The organism is Enterobacter sp. SLBN-59 (genome assembly GCF_024807915.1).
Taxonomy (GTDB): Bacteria; Pseudomonadota; Gammaproteobacteria; order Enterobacterales; family Enterobacteriaceae; genus Enterobacter; species Enterobacter asburiae_B.
In genome coordinates, this window is sequence record NZ_JANUFI010000001.1 from 1,066,411 (window position 1) to 1,085,006 (window position 18,596).

The following is an 18,596-nucleotide window of genomic DNA, read 5'->3' on the forward strand; positions in this document are numbered from 1 at the left end:
TATCACTGCATTAAGCGGAAAATAGCAGAACATATCGCCAAAAGCCGGTCAGGGTGGGTTATCGCCAGTCGAAAAAACTACCTTTACTCATCGTATGAAATTTAACGCTGAATAACATTTATATGAACCGACGATTATACCACTTCAGATATATGTAACAGATTATTACAAACGTATTGCCAGATGGGGCAGGATAGTGAACATTACCCGCCGTTTCTCCTCCCAATATAACTATAAGGCGTATGGACTACGGCCATCGCGCTATGAACACCCCCGTTAATATGGGATGTAAAAAAAGAGGTATATGTGTCTACTGCAAACAATAAACCAACAGATGAAAGCGTGAGTCTTAACGCTTTTAAACAGCCTAAAGCGTTCTATCTCATCTTCTCTATCGAGTTATGGGAGCGTTTTGGTTATTACGGCCTGCAAGGGATCATGGCGGTTTACCTGGTAAAACAGCTGGGTATGTCCGAAGCCGATTCCATCACGCTGTTCTCTTCCTTTAGTGCTCTGGTGTACGGTCTGGTCGCTATTGGCGGCTGGCTGGGTGATAAAGTCCTCGGGACTAAACGTGTCATCATGCTGGGCGCCATTGTCCTGGCGATTGGCTATGGTCTGGTTGCATGGTCAGGGCATGATGCCGCTGTCGTGTATATGGGTATGGCGACGATTGCCGTCGGTAACGGTCTGTTCAAAGCGAACCCGTCCTCCCTGCTTTCTACCTGCTACAACAAAGACGATCCGCGCCTGGACGGTGCATTTACCATGTACTACATGTCCATCAACATCGGTTCGTTCTTCTCGATGCTGGCAACCCCATGGCTTGCGGCGAAGTTCGGCTGGAGCGTGGCGTTTGCGCTGAGCTTCGTGGGCATGCTGATCACCGTGGTCAACTTCCTGTTCTGCCGCAGCTGGGTTAAAGACTACGGTTCAAAACCTGACTTCGAGCCTGTGCATATGGGCAAACTGCTGGCCACCATCGTGGGCGTTGTTGTCCTCGCGGCAATCGCCACCTGGCTGCTGCACAACCAGGGTATCGCCCGTGCCGTTCTGGGCGTGGTCGCGCTGGGTATCGTGGTTATCTTTGCGAAAGAAGCGTTCGCCATGCAGGGTGCTGCCCGTCGCAAGATGATTGTGGCGTTCATCCTGATGCTGGAAGCGATTATCTTCTTCGTACTGTACAGCCAGATGCCAACCTCACTGAACTTCTTCGCCATTCGTAACGTTGAGCACTCAATTCTGGGCATCGCGTTCGAGCCGGAACAGTATCAGGCGCTGAACCCGTTCTGGATCATGATTGGTAGCCCGATTCTGGCAGCTATCTATAACAAGATGGGTGACCGTCTGCCAATGCCGCACAAGTTTGCTATCGGTATGGTGCTGTGCTCCGGCGCGTTCCTGGTGCTGCCGCTGGGTACCAAATTTGCCACCGACGCGGGTATCGTGTCCGTTAACTGGCTGATCCTGAGCTACGCGCTGCAGTCTATCGGTGAACTGATGATCTCCGGTCTGGGTCTGGCGATGGTTGCGCAGCTGGTGCCACAGCGTCTGATGGGCTTCATTATGGGTAGCTGGTTCCTGACGACTGCCGGTGCGGCAATCATTGCGGGTAAAATTGCGAACCTGATGGCTGTACCGGAAAACGTCACTGACCCACTGGTCTCCCTGAACGTCTACGGTACCGTGTTCATGCAGATTGGTATCGCTACTGCGGTTATTGCAGTTCTGATGCTGCTGACCGCGCCGAAACTGAATCGTATGACTCAGGACGACGACAAGACGGCTGAAGCGACCAAAACCGCTACCGCGTAAGATTATTGAGAAACGACAGAACAGAAGCCGCTAGTGTATTAGCGGCTTTTTTTTTGTCCGTTGGCGCACTAACATAGCTGAAACCTCAGCAAAAAGGAGTTACCGATGAAACTGTTCTACAAACCGGGCGCGTGCTCTCTTGCTTCCCATATCACCCTGCGCGAGAGCGGCAAAGATTTCACGCTGGATGGCGTTGATCTGATGAAAAAGCGTCTGGAAAATGGCGATGATTTTCTTGCCATTAACCCCAAGGGACAAGTTCCGGCGCTCTTGCTGGATGACGGTACTCTGCTGACCGAAGGCGTCGCGATTATGCAGTTCCTGGCCGATAGCGTACCCGATCGCCAGCTGCTGGCTCCGGTCAGTACCATTTCTCGCTATAAGACGCTGGAATGGCTGAACTACATTGCGACCGAACTGCACAAAGGATTTACGCCGTTGTTCCGCCCGGATACGCCAGAGGAGTTCAAACCGACCCTGCGTGCGCTTCTTGAGAAAAAGCTGCAGTATGTTAACGAATCGCTGAAAGACGAACAGTGGATTTGTGGTTCGCGCTTCACGATTGCCGATGCGTATCTGTTTACCGTGCTGCGCTGGGCGCGCGCGGTTAAGCTGAACCTGGAAGGGTTAGACCATATCGCATCGTATATGAAACGCGTGGCGGAGCGTCCTGCAGTGGCTGCGGCGCTGAAAGCGGAAGGTTTGAATTAACCGAGCGGCCTGTGTTGCCGGGTGGCGCTAACGCTTACCCGGCCTATACGTTTTGGCCGGCTATAACCGGGTTGCGCTGAAATAGTGCTCCGGCTTCGCGATACGATCCTGTGCCGCAACCACCTGCAGTTCATATTCCTGCATCTCTTTCGTCGCAATCATGATTTCGTACACCGCCGCGGTAACGTGCTCCAGCGCGTCGCGTATCGTCGCCCCTTGCAGCAATTTCACCAGCAGCAGACCGCTGGTGACATCCCCGACGCCAACCGGCTGGCGCAGGCCGAAATCCACCAGCGGACGGCTAATATGCCAGGCGTCATCTTTCGTCACCAGAAGCATCTCAAAACGGTCCTGACTCAGCCCTGCGCGGGCGAGATGTTTTACCAGCACCACCTCAGGCCCCTGAGCGATCAGTTCGCGAGACGCGCTTACCGCCTCTTCTACGCTGTTAACCGGACGCTCGCAGAGAATTTCGAGCTCGACCAGGTTTGGCGCAATGATATCGCTGGCGGGCAGCGCGTGGCGGACGTGAAACTCTGCGACGCCTGGCGCCACGATGCAGCCTTTCTCCGGATGGCCCATAACGGGGTCGCAGAAGTATTTTGCCGCCGGGTTTGCGGCTTTCACCTGACGTACGATGCCGAGGATATGCTCCCCCTGCTCCGCTGAGCCGAGGTAGCCGCTCAGCACGGCGTCACAGCGTCTGAGCTGGTCGATATCGGCAATCCCCTGCACAACCTCGGTGAGGTGCGAAGGCGGCATTACGCAGCCGGTCCATTTGCCGTATTGCGTGTGGTTAGAGAACTGCACGGTATTAAGGGGCCAGACGTTGACGCCGAGGCGACGCATCGGGAATTCCGCGGCGCTATTGCCCGCGTGTCCAAAAACAACGTGGGACTGAATGGCGAGGATGTTCTTCATTTTTTTCTTACCAAACCCTGAAAAAACAAAAGGGGCGTGGTTTCCCACGCCCCTGGAGACTGTTATTTATTTCCAGCAGACAAGGCAGTAGTTTTTCTTACCGCGACGCAGCAGCGTGTAGCGACCATACAGACGGTCACCGTCAACGAAGGTGTATTCCGGATCGGCCTGTTTCTCACCGTTGATGGTGATAGCGTTAGACGCGATGGTTTTACGCGCCTGACCGCGCGAAGGCTGGAGCTCAGAGTCCACCAGCGCCTGCATCAGGTCAGCCCCTTTTTCCATCTCAACCATCGGCACGCCGTCCTGCGCCAGCTGTTCGAAGTCCGCCTCGCTCAGATCGCTCAGGGTACCGTTGAACAGGCTTGCGGTAATACGTTTTGCCGCGGCCAGACCTTCTTCACCGTGAACCAGTTTGGTCACTTCGTCCGCCAGCACATACTGGGCGCGCGGTGCTTTACCGCTGTTTTTGTCTTCTTCTTCCAGCGCGTTGATGTCTTCGATGTCCATAAAGGTGAAGAACTTCAGGAAGCGGTAAACATCGGCATCCGCCGTGTTGATCCAGAACTGGTAGAATTTGTACGGGCTGGTTTTCTTCGGATCGAGCCATACCGCGCCGCCTTCGGTTTTCCCAAATTTGGTGCCGTCTGCCTTGGTGATCAGCGGAACGGTCAGACCGAAGACCTGGTTCTGGTGCAGACGACGGGTCAGGTCGATACCGGAGGTGATGTTACCCCACTGATCGGAACCGCCAATCTGCAGGGAAACGCCGTGCAGCTTGTTCAGGCAGGCAAAGTCATAACCCTGCAGCAGGTTGTAGGAGAACTCGGTAAAGGAGATACCCTGGTCGTCACGGTTCAGACGCTGCTTCACGGCCTCTTTGTTAATCATCTGGTTAACAGAGAAGTGCTTTCCGATGTCGCGCAGGAAGGTCAGCACGTTCATGCTGCCAAACCAGTCGTAGTTGTTCGCGGCAATGGCAGAGTTATCACCACAGTTGAAGTCGAGGAACGGTGCAACCTGTTTGCGGATCTTATCCACCCACTCCTGCACGGTATCTTCGGTGTTCAGTTTACGCTCAGCGGCTTTAAAGCTTGGGTCACCAATCAGGCCGGTCGCGCCGCCCACCAGCGCAACAGGCTTATGGCCCGCCATCTGGAAGCGTTTCAGGCATAACAATGGAACAAGATGCCCCAAATGCAAGCTGTCAGCGGTGGGATCGAAGCCGCAATAGAGCGCGATCGGGCCTTGCGCCAGTCGCTCTGCTAACGCTTCCTCGTCCGTCACCTGGGCCACGAGGCCCCGCTCTTGCAATTGTTTAATCAAGTTACTGCTTGCCATCAAATTCTCCATGTATAAACGACTGCACCTTTGCCGGTACACGACTTTTCGCCTGATGCGAAAGGACCATAGAATAAAGCGCAAGCGCGGTGTGCGCTAGCGCTTAAATCAACAAATTTCGGGGATTACGGTGCCAGTCTGTCGATTTTCCAACCGCCATTCTCGCGCTGGTATAAAAAGCGGTCGTGCAGGCGATGTTCGCCCCCCTGCCAGAACTCCATCTGCTCAATCGGGATGCGGAAACCGCCCCAGAAGCTTGGCAGAGGAATTTCACCCTGCTGGAACTTCTGTTTCAGCTCCAGGAATTTACTTTCCAGCACGCCGCGGGCAGAAATTCGGCTGGACTGTTTTGATACCCAGGCGCCAATCTGGCTGTCACGGGGGCGGCTGTGAAAATACTTCACCACTTCCAGCGTCGAGAGACGTTCCGCCTTGCCGGTGACCATTACCTGACGTTCCAGCATGTGCCAGGGGAATAGCAGGCTGATACGCGGATTGTTTTCTAAATGGTGCGCCTTGCGGCTGCCAAGGTTGGTATAGAACACCAGCCCTTTCTCGTCATAATGCTTGAGCAATACGATGCGCTGATACGGTTGGCCGTTTTCATCCACCGTCGCGACAACCATGGCGGTTGGGTCGGCGAGTTTCGCTTCGCAGGCCTGTTTCAGCCAGCGTTCAAAAAGCACGAGGGGTTCAGCGGGGAGATCCTGGCGACGCAGGCCGCCTTTAGTGTATTCACGGCGCAGATGCGCAATTTGCTGCAGTTCGTCGTTATCTGACATGGCGTTAGCTGACATTGAGAGTGGGTGGCGCTATTGTGCGCCGCCCCTGTAAAAATCTCAACGCTTCGGATTTTCGAGCTGGCAATTGTTCAGCACAATGCGGTCGCGTTTGTAGACCGTGGCGCTTTCGCCTTTTGACCAGAAGACGTAGATACCGTCGGTATATCGCGCGCCGGAGGCTGACATCCCCTGCTTCAGCGTCAGCAGTTTATTGTCGTAAACAAAGCTGGCCTCCTGGCGTGGGTTATTCAGCTTCACGGTCAGCGGTTTTTCGTCGCAGCGATACTCCAGCGTATCGGTCTGCATGCGGTCAAGGAGTTGGTTATAGACGCTGCATCCTGACAGCAATAAAGGCGCGGCAATAAGAAGAAGTTTTTTCATGGGCGTATTCCGAAGACTTTCCTGGTACTGAAGGGCATGGCTGCCCTCCTGTTTCGTTCCATTCTAACGATGACGCGCCGCGCTGAATTTCAGTTAACTCTGATTATGACGAGGATTTGCCGGGAAAATCGCCCCGAGGACGCTCGCCTCACGCGCGCCGGTCACCGACGGCAAGTTGCCCGGCAGTCCGGCAATGGTGCGCCAGGCAAGCCAGGCGAAGGCCAGCGCCTCCATATCATCCCCGCTGATGCCGGCCTCATCGGTCGTGGTCACTTCGGTACCCGGCAGGAGCCACGCAAGACGCGCCATCACCAGCGGGTTTCGGCTTCCTCCGCCGCACACCAGCAGGCGTTCACATCCGCCGCTGAGCAGAACCTGTTCGGAGATCGACACGGCCGTCAGCTCGGCAAGCGTCGCCTGGACATCCTGCGGCGCGAGCGCCGGGAATGGCGCCAGCTGACGTTCAAGCCAGCCCAGGTTGAAGTATTCACGCCCCGTGCTCTTAGGGGCCGGCAGGGCAAAATAAGGATCGCTTAGCATCGACTGCAGCAGCGGAATAATCACTTTTCCCCCGCTCGCCCACTCCGCGTTTTTATCATACGGTTGTCCGCACTGCCGCCAGATCCAGGCATCCATTAACATATTGCCCGGGCCGGTATCGTAGCCGCGGACGGGCTGCCCCGGGATGAGCATCGACAGGTTGGCAATCCCACCAATATTGAGCACCATGCGACGTTCTGTAGGGTGCGCCAGTAACGCCTGATGGAACGCGGGTACCAGCGGCGCGCCCTGCCCGCCAAGGGCGATATCGCGACGACGGAAATCGCCTACCACAGTCACGCCCGTTTTCGCCACAATCTGGTTGTTATCGCCGATTTGCAGGGTATGCGGGGCATCTCCGCCGGGCTCATGCCAGACCGTTTGTCCGTGACAGCCGATGGCCACCACATCCTGCGGGCGAAGATGTTCTTTTTGCATCAAAGCCTGCACTGCATCCGCAAACAGCGCCCCCAGGCGAACATCAAGCTGTCCAAGCTGGGAGAGGGTCAGCTGCTGCCCCTGACAGATACTCAGAATATCCTCTTTCAGTGAAATGGGGATTGGCCAGGTCAGGCTTGCCTGCTGCGCCACCATGTTTTCGTCAATGGCGGCCAGAACGACATCTACCCCATCCAGACTGGTGCCTGACATCACACCAATGTAGCGACCCGATTTCATGCGCTTTCCTTACGTTGCGTGGGCTAAGGATATCCACTCAACCATAAACGGCGCAGCTTTGCCATCCGGCGATAATATTTTTTAACAATGTCAGACGGGTAACACGGGCGGATCCTGTTTATGTCTCGTTAAGTCAAATTCAAGTACAATTTTCTTATTGTTAGTGCAAAGATATGAACTATGGCCCCTTATGCCATATAATTTAGCCATAACGGATGCCCCCAATCGGGCGTTTTTGGTGAACAGGAGATTCAAATGATTTTACGTGTACTGGGCGTTTCGCTGATTGGTTTAACTCTGGCTGGCTGTGTGAATGACAGTTCACTTTCTGGCGACGTTTACAGCGCTTCTGAAGCGAAACAGGTTCAGAACGTGACTTACGGTACCGTTGTTAACGCACGCCCTGTACAGATCCAGGGTGGTGATGAAAGCAATGTGATGGGCGCAATCGGCGGTGCCGTGCTGGGTGGTTTCCTCGGTAATACCGTCGGCGGCGGCACTGGCCGCTCGCTGGCAACGGCCGCAGGCGCCGTTGCGGGTGGCGTAGCCGGCCAGGGCGTTCAGGGTGCGATGAACAAAACCCAGGGCGTAGAGCTGGAAATTCGTAAAGACGACGGCAGCACGATCATGGTTGTTCAGAAACAAGGCAGCACTCGCTTCTCTGCAGGCCAGCGCGTTGTTCTGGCAAGCAACGGAAGTCAGGTGACCGTTTCTCCACGTTAATTAAAAATGGATGTGGTCATCAGGCCACATCCATTTACATTATTTATCACTCCCACAAATATATTTACAAAATACATTCACCCCACCCATTATTAACCACGTCATATATTGTTTCTGCGCAAAGTATTTAGCGTGCTAATTGATTATACTCTTCGCAATACCCTCACCTTAATTCATTATAAAGTCATCAAAACCATATATGTTTGCGAATCGCCGTTCTGTAAAGGGCCGTTATATCTCGTTCTGTCTAGGTTGTATTGCTGTTCTCGGCATCTTACACGCCCTGTTTTCAAAAATTGCCGAATGGGTTCCTACCTTTTCGTCTCACTTGTTCCCTACGCTCACCATTTTTTTACTGGTGTTTGATCTGTTTATTGCCTGTTTTATGGCAATGAAATACTGGTGTGACCGAAAACGGTTGTATCTGGTATCGCTCGCTTTTGCCTTTGCCGGGTCGGCATCGCTGATGGTCGGAACGCTGTGCAGCTTTCCCGCCTGGCTGGACCTCTATCAGTTCAACGCGGTGAACTACAACGATGCGATGATTTTCTATATGTTCCGCCATCTCTTAATGGCGGTGCTAATAATCGTTTCGTCAATACTCTATACCACGCGCAATTGTCCCCTTTCGCGGCTGGCACATATCGCTATTGTGAGCGGCGAGTTTCTGTTTACCGTCTTTGCAGTAGGTTTGGCCTGGATGTATTCCAGTCATTCTTCCTTTTTATCCATTGATCTTGTTGATAATGAAACCCGTGAGTTTATGGTTCTCTGGAGCCACTTTATTAATATTGCATTGATTGCACTCTGGGTGGTCACATTAGCCACGCTGATGTTTATTACGCGTATACGCAACTTATTCTGGGTGGGCGGTAATTTTCTGTGCGTCTGCTATATCGTCACGCTCTCAATGCTGTTAGTGGGTGGACATGTTGAAGATGTCTCCTGGTATCGCGCTCGCTTATTTGAAACCGTCGCCACGCTGATGATCATTTTTGTTCTGCTCTACGATGTTTTCAGGCTGTATCGCGACTCGCACGTTAAGTATCAGCAGTCTTACCAGAACTCCATTCGCGACCCGCTGACGCGCCTGTATAACCGCAGTTATTTTTATGAAACATTAAAGCAGGCGCTGGATATCGCCAAACCCAGCCGTCCGGTTTCCGTCATCGTCAGCGATCTCGATCGCTTCAAGCGTATCAACGACACCTACGGGCATCTTCAGGGCGACAAGGTCCTGCAGTTTGTTGCTAATCTGCTGATGGATTCCGTGCGCCCCCAGGACATCGCGGCCCGTATCGGTGGTGAGGAGTTTGTTCTGATGCTGGCCAACACCTCATCAGACGCGGCGTATCAGGTGGCGGAACGCATACGGTTAAATCTGAGCAGCTTCGATAACGCCAGCAGCGGCGGTCAACTACCGGAGCCAATCACGATTAGCATGGGGGTATATACGGCAACGTCACCCGCAATAGCCGCAGAAACGTGCGTGGAAAATGCTGACAAAGCGATGTATGAAGCGAAGGAGACGGGCCGTAACCGCGTGGTCGTCTTTAAGTAAAAAAAGGCCTTGCTGCTGCAAGGCCTTGTTGTTTGTCAGTCGCGCGACTGTAGCTCATGGATGTTTTGCTCAAGGCGCCCAATGAGGCTGATGAGCATTTCCAGCTCCGCCGGTGAAACGCCTGACAGGATTTCACCACGCGTCTTGGTGATCACGGCTTCCATTTCCGTGATGATAGGCGCCGCTTTCTCGGTGAGTTTAATCCGCTTGGCGCGACGATCGCTGGCGCAGGTTTGCCGCGAGATCAACCCCTTCTCTTCCAGCTGGTCAAGCGTGCGCACCAGCGACGGTTGCTCAATCCCTATCGCTTTTGCCAGTTGAATTTGCGACTGTTCGGGCGGCAGCTGATGAATGTTGTGCAGCGTGACCCAATGCGTCTGTGTGAGTTCCAGAGGTTTCAGGCGATGGTCAATCAGAGCACGCCAGACGCGTACCAACCTTGCCAGATCAGAACCTAATGGCGATTCCAATTTCATCTCCTTATAATTAGCTTGCTAAGTTATTATACTGATTTTAGAATAGTGTGCAGCATTTGTATTGCCAAAACAAATGCAATACTGCATTCATCGAACTTAAAAGTATGACTTACACTGAATTGTGATGCTTCATCATACTAAGACAAGCCAACGCGGCATTCTGTTCACTGCAAAGGATTTCTGCCCGTGACGTTTTTTCATCGCTCAGAGGGTTTACCCCTTCAGGACCTGATCTTCGGTGCGTCAGTCTACTTTCCTCCCCTGTTTAAGGCCGTTCTGGTGGGCTTTATCCTCTGGCTCATCGCGCATCGTCTGCTTCGCGACTGGATGTACTCCGGCGAAATCTGGCATCCCATGCTGATGGATCTTTCCCTGTTTGCCCTTTCCGTATGCCTGGGCCTTGCCGTTTTGACTGTGTGGTGAATATGTTCCTGAAAACGCTAAAGTACTTTTCCACCCTGTTAGTCCTTGCCCTCGCGCTGGTTGCGGGCTGGTGGATGTGGAATTTTTATATGCAGTCGCCCTGGACGCGTGACGGCAAAGTCCGCGCCGAGCAGGTCAGCATTACCCCTCAGGTGTCGGGAAGTATTACGACGCTGTTGGTTAAGGATAACCAGTTCGTCAAAAAGGGAGACATTTTATTCCGCATCGACGATACCCCGTACCACATTGCGATCCTGAACGCCCAGGCGCAGCTGGCGAAAGCCCAGTCGGATCTGGCTAAGGCAAACAACGAGGCCAACCGCCGCCGCCACCTGTCACAAAACTACATCTCAGCGGAAGATTTAGACACCGCCAATATCAACGTCAAGGCGATGCAGGCTAACGTTAACGTGGCGGAGGCGACGCTGAAGCAGGCGCAGTGGCAACTGACCCAAACCGTGATTACGGCACCTGTTGATGGATGGGTGACCAACCTCTCGGCCCGCGTGGGGAATTATGCCACCACGGGACAACCGATATTTGCCCTCGTCGACAGCCACTCCTTCTACGTCGTGGGCTATTTCGAAGAGACCAAGCTTCGGCATATTCGCGAGGGTTCGCCAGCCGCAATAACGCTTTACAGCGGCTCTCAAAAGTTACAGGGTCACGTGTCCAGCATTGGCCGCGCCATTTACGATCAGAGTGTTGAAACGGATTCAGGCCTGGTGCCGGACATAAAGCCGAACGTTCCCTGGGTGCGCCTGGCCCAGCGCGTTCCGGTTCGCGTGGAGTTTGACCGCTTGCCGGAGGACATTACCCTGGTGTCCGGCACTACCTGCACTGTCTCCATCGGAAACCGGTGATGAAGCTGCAGGGTCTCTCCTGGCAAAACACGCCGTGGATGAAAGCAACGCGTCCCCAGTGGCGCTACGCGCTGCGTAACGGCATTGCCATGTGTCTTGCGCTGACTGTGGCTTATTACCTGAACCTGGATGAGCCCTACTGGGCGATGACGTCTGCGGCGGTGGTCAGTTTTCCGACGGTAGGCGGGGTGATCAGTAAAAGCCTTGGCCGTATAGCAGGCAGCCTGCTCGGCGCCACCGCGGCGTTGATTATCGCGGGCCATACGCTGAACGATCCGTGGCTGTTCCTGCTGAGCATGGCGGCATGGCTGGGATGCTGTACCTGGGCCTGCGCCCATTTTACCAATAACGTCGCCTACGCGTTTCAGCTGGCTGGCTATACCGCCGCCATCATCGCCTTTCCGGTGGTTAACGTGCTCGACACCACCGAGCTGTGGGATATTGCGCAGGCGCGCGTCTGTGAAGTGATTGTCGGGATCCTCAGCGGCGGCTTCATGATGATGATCCTCCCCAGCACATCCGACGGCACCGCGCTTATCACCGCGCTCAAAACCATGCACACCCGGTTGCTGGAACACGCGAGCCTGCTGTGGCAACCGGATACCAGCGACGATATCCGCCTCGCGCATGAAAAGGTGATCGGGCAGATCCTGACGATGAATCTGTTGCGCATTCAGGCGTTCTGGAGCCACTACCGCTTTCGCCGCCAGAACACACTGCTTAACTATCTGCTGCACCAGCAGCTGCGCATGACCAGCGCCATCTCCAGCCTGCGCCGGATGCTGCTCAACTGGCCGACGCCGCCTGAAAATATCCGGGCCGTGATTGAAGCGCTGCTCGCGGCCCTTGCGCGCCCGGATGCGGACATTTACACCGTAGCGCGGATTATCGCCCCGCTCGCCCCGGTTGATGAATACGACTATCGCCATCGCGCTTTCTGGCAGCGCCTGAATTACTTTTGTCGGCTGTACCTGCGCAGCAGCCGCTGGATTACGGCCGTCGAAAACGCGACCCCATTGACGGAGTTCAACGTCCCCGGCAGCCCGGCACTTGCGCGCCATACCGACTATCTGGAAGCGCTGTGGAGCGGTTTTCGCACCTTCTGTGCGCTGATGCTGGTGGGGGCGTGGAGCATTACCACGCAGTGGGAGTCCGGTACGGCGGCCCTTACGCTTGCCGCCATCAGCTGCGTGCTTTATTCCGTCGCGGCCTCGCCGTTCAACTCGCTTACGCTGCTGCTGCGCACGCTGGTGCTGCTGTCGCTGTTCAGCTTCGTGGTGAAGTTTGGCCTGATGGTGCAGATAAGCGATCTATGGCAGTTCCTGCTGTTCCTGTTTCCCCTGTTGACCACCATGCAGCTTCTGAAGCTGCAAATGCCTAAGCTGGCGGGCCTCTGGGGACAGCTGATTGTCTTTATGGGCTCGTTTATCTCCGTGACGAATCCACCTGTTTATGATTACGCCGATTTTCTCAATGACAACCTGGCGAAGATCCTGGGCGTGGGGCTGGCGTGGCTGGCTTTCGCGGTGTTACGTCCCGGCTCCGATGCACGCAAGAGCCGCAGGCATATCCGGGAGCTACGCAGAGGGTTTGTCGATCAGCTCAGCCGTAAACCGCATCTGAGCGAAAACGAATATGAGTCGCTGGTCTATCATCACGTCAGCCAGCTGAATAACAGCCAGGACGCGCTGTCCCGGCGCTGGCTGCTGCGCTGGGGCGTGGTGCTGTTGAACTGCTCGCACGTGGTCTGGCAGCTGCGCGCGTGGGAAACGCGTTCCGATCCGCTGTCGCAGGTTCGTGATGTTTGCATCTCCCTGCTGCGCGATGTAATGAGTGAGAGCGGTGTCCAGCAGCGGCCGCTGGAAGCCACGCTGAATGAACTGCAGCGGATCTGCGATACGCTTGCACAGCATCATCTGCCCGCAGCCCGTGATTTGGCCTCGATAATCTGGCGCCTGCACTGCTCGCTGTCGCAGCTGGAACAGGCACCGCCACCGGGAACGATTGGAGATCAGATCACGCCGCACGCATAGCGTGCTCCGCCGCCGCCAAGTGGTTTAGGCCGATCGGACATATTGTCGCCGCCGACATGGATCATCAGCGCCTTGCCTTTCACCTCATCCAGCTTTTTCAGTCGCGGCGCGACGACGGGATCGGTGGCTTTACCGTCGTTATTCACCACCAGCACAGGCAGATCGCCTAAATGCCCCATTCCTTCAGGGCCTTCATGCTTGCCGGAATGCTGCGGATCGAGGTGCCCTCCTGCCGCTTCCGCCGCAGACGGTTTACCTTCTTTTAAAGCGGGCTGACAGCTGCCTTTGGCATGAACATGGAAACCATGTTCACCGGGAGGGAGGGCTTTGAGGTTGGGGGCGAACTCCAGCCCTTTATCGGTTTCAGTGATTTTCACCGTTCCGATGGACTGACCCACACCCTGTGGGGTGACGAGATTCATTTCCACTTCGTCACTGGCTGCCTGCGCCCCTGCGCAAACAACCAGCGTGACCAGTGCCAGAGCAAAACGCTTCATAGTGACCTCCGCGGGTTATTTTTTGCCCCTTAAGTGTATACCAGGGGCAAAGATTTCACCGGAAAGCCACCTTCAGGCGGTTTATGGTACGTCGTAACCCAGCGCGGCCTTACGGATGCGGAACCACTGCTGACGGGTCATCTGCAGCTCTTCAGCGGCCAGCGCAGAACGCACGCGTTCTATTTTGCCGGAGCCGATAATGGGCAGCGGTTTTGACGGCAGGCGCAGGATCCATGCGTAAACCACCTGTTCGATGCTCTCCGCGTTCAGTTCGCGGGCGATGGTTTCAAGCTCGTTGCGCAGCGGCTGGAATTCCTCATCATTAAACAGACGTCCGCCCCCCAGGCAGGACCACGCCATCGGGCGAATGCGCAGCTGCTGCAGCTGGTCGAGGGTACCATCCAGCAGCAGCGGCTGGTGTACCGGGGAGATCTCAACCTGGTTGGTGGCGAGGGTGAACGGCAGACGAGACTGAAGCAGCGCAAACTGTGCCGGGGTAAAGTTAGACACGCCGAAGTGACGCACTTTTCCACTCTGATGCAGGTTCAGGAAGGCTTCCGCTACCTCATCGGCATCCATCAGCGGGTCGGGGCGGTGGATTAACAGCAGGTCGATACGATCGGTCGCCAGATTGACCAGCGACTGCTCGGCGCTCTTGATGATATGCGCGCTGTCGGTGATGTAATGACCGAGGGCATGTTCAGGTTTTGCCGTGGTGGCAATCCCACACTTCGTGACGATCTCCATGCGGTCGCGCAGGGCCGGAACCAGCTTAAGCGCCTCGCCGAACGCGGCCTCGCACTGGTAGCCACCGTAAATATCCGCATGATCAACCGTGGTGATGCCTAAATCGAGGTGCTCTTCAATAAAGCTCGCCAGCTGGAGCGGGGACATATTCCAGTCCATCAGACGCCAGTAGCCCATCACAAAACGGGAGAATTCTGGCCCCTGGGGGGCAAGGGTAATTCGCTGAACCATAACATTTTCCTCAAGGACGTAATGTCATGAGTATACGCAATTACCGTGTTAAAAAAGTGAAGGTTGCTGGGGTTCTTCGGTTTCACCCGCTTTGTTTGCGCGTATTTTGCGCATAAGACGCTGTCGGCAGAGGCGTAACACCTCCTGCTTTTGCGTGTCGCTAAAGTTTTGCCAGTTAAAACGCTCATCGCGGGTACGCATGCACCCGCGGCAATATCCGCGTTCATCGACCTGACAAATACCCCGGCACGGGCTCTGGATGGGGAAAAACTCCAGCTGCTCTGCCACACTCACCTCCCGATAGCTACTCTCACCTACAGTGAAGACGTTAATCGCGCCGCGTGCAAGGCCGTATCACAGATTTGTGGCATTAAGGTTTCACTAATCTTCCCTCTCTATACTCGGCCCATCATGACAATAACAGGTTTACCGATCGATGTGGTTAATCAGAAAGTTACAATGTAACGACATTAAATTTACTCTGGGCTGTGCACTCTTTTTTACTCTGCTGAACGGGCTGTTTATCCAGCGCAGCTGGGCCATTATCGGCCCAGTGCATCTGCACGACTTCCTCTTTGCCGCCTCCGTCCCGCTGGTGCTGTTTTGCGGCTGGGTGATTGTCTTTAGCCTGCTTAACATCCCGTATCTCCGCAAGCCACTGCTGATTGTACTGACGATCGGATGCGCCGCGGCGACCTATTTCATGTATACCTACGGCGCGGTGATCGATCAGAACATGATCGTGAACGTGTTCGAAACCAACTCTCAGGAAGCGACCGCCCTGGTGACCCCGCAGATGATTCTGTGGATTGTCATAGCCGGCCTCGTGCCTTCCGTGGTGCTGGCATTGACCCGGATTCGTACCGGAAAATGGTGGTACGCACTGCTGACGCGCGTTGCCGCGATGCTCGGCGCTCTGCTGGTGATTATCCTGATTGCCGCGCTGTTTTATAAAGACTACGCGTCGCTGTTCCGCAATAACAAAAGCATCGTCAAAATGGTCACCCCGGCGAACTATGTTAGCGCCGTGGTGAAGTACAGCAAAATGCGCTGGTTTGCCGGCGATCAAACGCTGGTGCGCATTGGTGAAGATGCCCACAAAGGGTCACTGATTACCGGTCAACAAAAGAAAACCGTTCTGGTGCTTGTCGTCGGCGAAGCCTCTCGCGCGGCAAACTACTCCCTGAACGGTTACGAACGCGAAACCAACCCGGAGCTGAAAAAGCAGGACGTGATTAACTTCCCGCAGGCCTCCTCGTGTGGTACCGAAACCGCGGTTTCCGTTCCGTGCATGTTCTCCGGCATGACGCGCAGCAAATACGATGCCGACCTGGCTCACCATCGCGAGGGGCTACTCGACGTGCTTAAGCATGCGGGTATCAACCTGCTGTGGCGCGACAACGACGGCGGCTGTAAAGGTGCCTGCGATCGCGTGCCCCATACCGACATGACGCAGTGGCAGCTGGATCAGTTCTGCAAAGACAAATCCTGTATTGACGATGTGAACTTTTATCGTCTGGACAACGTGCTGGATGGCGTGAAGCAAGATACGGTGCTGGTTATCCACCTGATGGGGAGCCACGGTCCGGCATACTATCGCCGTTACCCGGACAACTTCCGTAAATTCACCCCAACCTGCGACACTAATGAAATTCAGGATTGCGACCATCAGGCGCTGATCAATACCTATGACAACACTATCCTCTATACCGACAGCATGGTCAGTAAAACCATTGATGCGCTGAAAGCGCGCCAGTCGAGCATGAACACCGCGCTGATTTATCTCTCAGATCACGGTGAATCGCTGGGCGAAAGCGGTATTTATCTGCACGGCACGCCGTACATGCTGGCACCGGAGCAGCAAACGCATATTCCGTTTATGTTCTGGCTGTCACCGGATTACGCGAAAAACTTTGGCATCAACGAACAGTGTTTGCGTGACCATGCAGCAAAAAATGCGGTTTCCCAGGACAATTTATTCTCAACCGTATTGGGTATGATGGACGTGAAATCAACCGTTTATCAACCGCAGCTGGATATACTGAGCGCCTGTCGCCAGTAAACTCGCTTGCATTAGACCGAACGGTCTATTAGAGTGCGGCCATGAGCAGAAATACTGAACACGATACCCGCGAACATTTACTGGCAACCGGCGAGCAGCTTTGCATGCATCGCGGGTTTACCGGTATGGGGTTGAGCGAGCTTTTAAAAACCGCTGAGGTACCGAAGGGGTCGTTTTATCACTACTTCCGGTCCAAGGAGGCTTTTGGCGTAGCGATGCTGGAGCGTCATTATGCTGGCTACCACCAGCGTCTGGCGACCCACTTTGCTTCGGGTGAAGGTAACTACCGGGATCGTGTTCTGAACTACTATCAGGAAACGCTGAACCAGTTCTGTCAGCAGGGCATTATCAGCGGATGCCTGACCGTTAAGCTGTCTGCAGAAGTGTGCGATCTTTCTGAAGATATGCGCACGGCGATGGATAAAGGTGCCCGCGGCGTTATCGCCCTGCTGGCCCAGGCGCTGGAGAAAGGCCGCGATGAAAAAACGCTGGCCTTTTCCGGCGAGCCGTTAACCCAGGCGCAGGTGTTATATGCGCTCTGGCTAGGCGCTAACCTGCAGGCAAAAATTTCGCGCAGTGCCGTGCCGCTGGAAAGCGCGCTGGCACATGTGAAAAACAGCATTACTGCGCCTGGCATTTAACAGGCGTTTTTATTTACCCAACTACTAGTCGACTGGTCTACTCAGGAGTCTTTATGTCAGCTGAAAAATTATTTACCCCCTTAAAAGTGGGTGCCGTCACTGCGCCAAACCGCGTGTTTATGGCTCCGCTTACCCGCCTGCGCAGCATTGAGCCGGGCGACATCCCAACCCCACTGATGGGTGAATACTATCGTCAGCGCGCAAGCTCTGGCCTGATCATTACGGAAGCCACGCAGATTTCCGCTCAGGCTAAAGGTTATGCGGGTGCGCCGGGTCTTCACAGCCCGGAACAGATCGCCGCATGGCAGAAAATCACCGCGGGCGTTCACGCTGAAGAGGGTCGCATTGCGGTCCAGCTGTGGCATACCGGTCGTATCTCTCACAGCAGCATTCAGCCTGGCGGCCAGGCTCCGGTCTCCGCTTCGGCCCTGAGCGCAAATACCCGTACGTCCCTGCGTGATGAAAACGGCAATGCGATCCGCGTGGATACCTCTATGCCGCGCGCGCTTGAGCTGGATGAAATTCCGGGTATCGTGAACGACTTCCGCCAGGCCGTGGCCAACGCTCGTGAAGCCGGTTTTGACCTGATTGAGCTGCACTCCGCCCATGGCTACCTGCTGCACCAGTTCCTGTCACCGTCGTCCAACCACCGCACCGACCAGTACGGCGGCAGCGTCGAAAACCGCGCTCGCCTGGTGCTGGAAGTGGTTGACGCCGTATGCCAGGAGTGGAGCCCGGATCGTATCGGGATCCGCGTCTCCCCAATCGGTTCTTTCCAGAACGTCGACAACGGTCCGAACGAAGAAGCCGATGCCCTGTACCTGATCGAAGAACTGGCTAAGCGTGGCATCGCCTATCTGCATATGTCCGAACCGGACTGGGCTGGCGGTAAACCTTACACGGACGCTTTCCGTCAGAAAGTGCGCGAGCGTTTCCACGGGGTGATCATCGGTGCGGGGGCTTATACCCCGGAGAAAGCCGAAGACCTGATCGGCAAAGGGCTGATCGATGCCGTCGCGTTTGGCCGCGACTACATCGCCAACCCGGATCTGGTTGCCCGCCTGCAGAAAAAAGCGGTCCTGAATCCGCAGCGCCCGGAAAGCTTCTACGGCGGCGGCGCGGAAGGCTACACCGACTACCCTTCTCTGTAATCTCGCCGTTGTTCATTGA

19 protein-coding genes are annotated in these 18,596 nt (G+C 55.1%); 10 read left to right on the top strand and 9 right to left on the bottom strand.

Features of this window, described 5'->3' with window-relative positions:
- Nucleotides 1–306 precede the first annotated feature (306 nt).
- Entirely contained in the window at nucleotides 307–1,815 is a 1,509-nt protein-coding gene (gene dtpA / locus M2422_RS04965) for a dipeptide/tripeptide permease DtpA (RefSeq protein ID WP_033145330.1), read from the top strand.
- A gap of 105 nt (nucleotides 1,816–1,920) precedes the next feature.
- Complete coding sequence (gstA, locus tag M2422_RS04970; protein WP_048977464.1) at nucleotides 1,921–2,526, top strand: glutathione transferase GstA; 606 nt, start codon at nucleotides 1,921–1,923, stop codon at nucleotides 2,524–2,526.
- A gap of 60 nt (nucleotides 2,527–2,586) precedes the next feature.
- On the opposite strand, the gene pdxY is transcribed toward gstA, so the two are convergent.
- The 5 genes from pdxY to anmK form a co-directional block, all read right to left on the bottom strand.
- Entirely contained in the window at nucleotides 2,587–3,447 is an 861-nt protein-coding gene (gene pdxY, locus M2422_RS04975) for a pyridoxal kinase PdxY (protein WP_039262324.1), read from the bottom strand.
- Nucleotides 3,448–3,513: 66 nt separating this feature from the next.
- A complete protein-coding gene (gene tyrS, locus M2422_RS04980; RefSeq protein WP_048977462.1) occupies nucleotides 3,514–4,788 on the bottom strand; it encodes a tyrosine--tRNA ligase in 1,275 nt (424 codons plus the stop codon).
- A 125-nt stretch (nucleotides 4,789–4,913) separates the two neighbouring features.
- On the bottom strand, nucleotides 4,914–5,570 hold the full coding sequence (gene pdxH / locus M2422_RS04985; RefSeq protein WP_024909355.1) for a pyridoxamine 5'-phosphate oxidase: 657 nt from the start codon (nucleotides 5,568–5,570) through the stop codon (nucleotides 4,914–4,916).
- A 57-nt stretch (nucleotides 5,571–5,627) separates the two neighbouring features.
- Nucleotides 5,628–5,951: a C-type lysozyme inhibitor gene (mliC, locus tag M2422_RS04990; RefSeq protein WP_064672356.1), complete on the bottom strand. Its 324-nt coding sequence runs from the start codon at nucleotides 5,949–5,951 to the stop codon at nucleotides 5,628–5,630.
- Between the two features lie 93 nt (nucleotides 5,952–6,044).
- Complete coding sequence (gene anmK / locus M2422_RS04995) at nucleotides 6,045–7,169, bottom strand: anhydro-N-acetylmuramic acid kinase (protein WP_064672355.1); 1,125 nt, start codon at nucleotides 7,167–7,169, stop codon at nucleotides 6,045–6,047.
- A 255-nt stretch (nucleotides 7,170–7,424) separates the two neighbouring features.
- Between anmK and slyB the strand changes: the two genes are divergently transcribed.
- A complete protein-coding gene (slyB, locus tag M2422_RS05000) occupies nucleotides 7,425–7,892 on the top strand; it encodes an outer membrane lipoprotein SlyB (protein WP_023311367.1) in 468 nt (155 codons plus the stop codon).
- 199 nt (nucleotides 7,893–8,091) lie between these two features.
- Complete coding sequence (locus M2422_RS05005) at nucleotides 8,092–9,453, top strand: GGDEF domain-containing protein (RefSeq protein WP_064672354.1); 1,362 nt, start codon at nucleotides 8,092–8,094, stop codon at nucleotides 9,451–9,453.
- 35 nt (nucleotides 9,454–9,488) lie between these two features.
- Here the strand turns inward: M2422_RS05005 and slyA are convergent, their stop codons facing one another.
- Nucleotides 9,489–9,929, bottom strand: a complete 441-nt coding sequence (gene slyA, locus M2422_RS05010; protein ID WP_033145325.1) for a transcriptional regulator SlyA — start codon at nucleotides 9,927–9,929, stop codon at nucleotides 9,489–9,491.
- A 186-nt stretch (nucleotides 9,930–10,115) separates the two neighbouring features.
- Here slyA and M2422_RS05015 point away from each other — a divergent pair, with 186 nt between their 5' ends.
- From M2422_RS05015 to M2422_RS05025, 3 genes are read left to right on the top strand one after another with little or no spacing between them, the layout of a single operon-like run.
- Nucleotides 10,116–10,352, top strand: coding sequence for a DUF1656 domain-containing protein (locus tag M2422_RS05015; RefSeq protein WP_032657739.1), 237 nt, complete (start codon nucleotides 10,116–10,118; stop codon nucleotides 10,350–10,352).
- A 2-nt stretch (nucleotides 10,353–10,354) separates the two neighbouring features.
- Nucleotides 10,355–11,215 carry an HlyD family secretion protein gene (locus M2422_RS05020; protein WP_064672353.1) on the top strand — a complete coding sequence of 287 codons (861 nt, stop codon included), beginning with the start codon at nucleotides 10,355–10,357 and terminating at the stop codon, nucleotides 11,213–11,215.
- Complete coding sequence (locus M2422_RS05025; RefSeq protein ID WP_064672352.1) at nucleotides 11,215–13,248, top strand: FUSC family protein; 2,034 nt, start codon at nucleotides 11,215–11,217, stop codon at nucleotides 13,246–13,248. Before M2422_RS05020 ends, M2422_RS05025 begins: the two co-directional genes overlap by 1 nt.
- Here M2422_RS05025 and sodC read toward each other — a convergent pair.
- The 3 genes from sodC to M2422_RS05040 form a co-directional block, all read right to left on the bottom strand.
- Complete coding sequence (gene sodC, locus M2422_RS05030) at nucleotides 13,227–13,745, bottom strand: superoxide dismutase [Cu-Zn] SodC (protein ID WP_047061660.1); 519 nt, start codon at nucleotides 13,743–13,745, stop codon at nucleotides 13,227–13,229. The genes M2422_RS05025 and sodC overlap by 22 nt on opposite strands.
- A gap of 81 nt (nucleotides 13,746–13,826) precedes the next feature.
- Nucleotides 13,827–14,723, bottom strand: a complete 897-nt coding sequence (locus M2422_RS05035; protein WP_032657749.1) for an aldo/keto reductase family oxidoreductase — start codon at nucleotides 14,721–14,723, stop codon at nucleotides 13,827–13,829.
- A 48-nt stretch (nucleotides 14,724–14,771) separates the two neighbouring features.
- A complete protein-coding gene (locus M2422_RS05040) occupies nucleotides 14,772–15,011 on the bottom strand; it encodes a DUF1289 domain-containing protein (RefSeq protein WP_064672351.1) in 240 nt (79 codons plus the stop codon).
- Nucleotides 15,012–15,159: 148 nt separating this feature from the next.
- Between M2422_RS05040 and eptA the strand changes: the two genes are divergently transcribed.
- Genes eptA through M2422_RS05055 form a run of 3 tightly spaced genes read left to right on the top strand, consistent with a single transcriptional unit; the run spans nucleotide 15,160 to nucleotide 18,577 of the window.
- Nucleotides 15,160–16,785: a phosphoethanolamine transferase EptA gene (gene eptA / locus M2422_RS05045; protein WP_064672350.1), complete on the top strand. Its 1,626-nt coding sequence runs from the start codon at nucleotides 15,160–15,162 to the stop codon at nucleotides 16,783–16,785.
- A gap of 41 nt (nucleotides 16,786–16,826) precedes the next feature.
- Entirely contained in the window at nucleotides 16,827–17,426 is a 600-nt protein-coding gene (locus M2422_RS05050; RefSeq protein WP_047061657.1) for a TetR/AcrR family transcriptional regulator, read from the top strand.
- 53 nt (nucleotides 17,427–17,479) lie between these two features.
- Entirely contained in the window at nucleotides 17,480–18,577 is a 1,098-nt protein-coding gene (locus M2422_RS05055; protein ID WP_064672349.1) for an alkene reductase, read from the top strand.
- Nucleotides 18,578–18,596 lie beyond the last annotated feature (19 nt).

What these genes read in the sequence shown, in the direction of transcription:
- M2422_RS05025 (WP_064672352.1), top strand. Translation starts at nt 11,215, where the DNA reads ATGAAGCTGCAGGGTCTCTCCTGGCAAAACACGCCGTGGATGAAAGCA.
- slyB (WP_023311367.1), top strand. Translation starts at nt 7,425, where the DNA reads ATGATTTTACGTGTACTGGGCGTTTCGCTGATTGGTTTAACTCTGGCT.
- M2422_RS05055 (WP_064672349.1), top strand. Translation starts at nt 17,480, where the DNA reads ATGTCAGCTGAAAAATTATTTACCCCCTTAAAAGTGGGTGCCGTCACT.
- M2422_RS05035 (WP_032657749.1), bottom strand. Translation starts at nt 14,723, where the DNA reads ATGGTTCAGCGAATTACCCTTGCCCCCCAGGGGCCAGAATTCTCCCGT.
- mliC (WP_064672356.1), bottom strand. Translation starts at nt 5,951, where the DNA reads ATGAAAAAACTTCTTCTTATTGCCGCGCCTTTATTGCTGTCAGGATGC.
- tyrS (WP_048977462.1), bottom strand. Translation starts at nt 4,788, where the DNA reads ATGGCAAGCAGTAACTTGATTAAACAATTGCAAGAGCGGGGCCTCGTG.
- pdxH (WP_024909355.1), bottom strand. Translation starts at nt 5,570, where the DNA reads ATGTCAGATAACGACGAACTGCAGCAAATTGCGCATCTGCGCCGTGAA.
- pdxY (WP_039262324.1), bottom strand. Translation starts at nt 3,447, where the DNA reads ATGAAGAACATCCTCGCCATTCAGTCCCACGTTGTTTTTGGACACGCG.
- gstA (WP_048977464.1), top strand. Translation starts at nt 1,921, where the DNA reads ATGAAACTGTTCTACAAACCGGGCGCGTGCTCTCTTGCTTCCCATATC.
- anmK (WP_064672355.1), bottom strand. Translation starts at nt 7,169, where the DNA reads ATGAAATCGGGTCGCTACATTGGTGTGATGTCAGGCACCAGTCTGGAT.
- slyA (WP_033145325.1), bottom strand. Translation starts at nt 9,929, where the DNA reads ATGAAATTGGAATCGCCATTAGGTTCTGATCTGGCAAGGTTGGTACGC.
- M2422_RS05005 (WP_064672354.1), top strand. Translation starts at nt 8,092, where the DNA reads ATGTTTGCGAATCGCCGTTCTGTAAAGGGCCGTTATATCTCGTTCTGT.
- eptA (WP_064672350.1), top strand. Translation starts at nt 15,160, where the DNA reads ATGTGGTTAATCAGAAAGTTACAATGTAACGACATTAAATTTACTCTG.
- M2422_RS05020 (WP_064672353.1), top strand. Translation starts at nt 10,355, where the DNA reads ATGTTCCTGAAAACGCTAAAGTACTTTTCCACCCTGTTAGTCCTTGCC.
- M2422_RS05050 (WP_047061657.1), top strand. Translation starts at nt 16,827, where the DNA reads ATGAGCAGAAATACTGAACACGATACCCGCGAACATTTACTGGCAACC.
- sodC (WP_047061660.1), bottom strand. Translation starts at nt 13,745, where the DNA reads ATGAAGCGTTTTGCTCTGGCACTGGTCACGCTGGTTGTTTGCGCAGGG.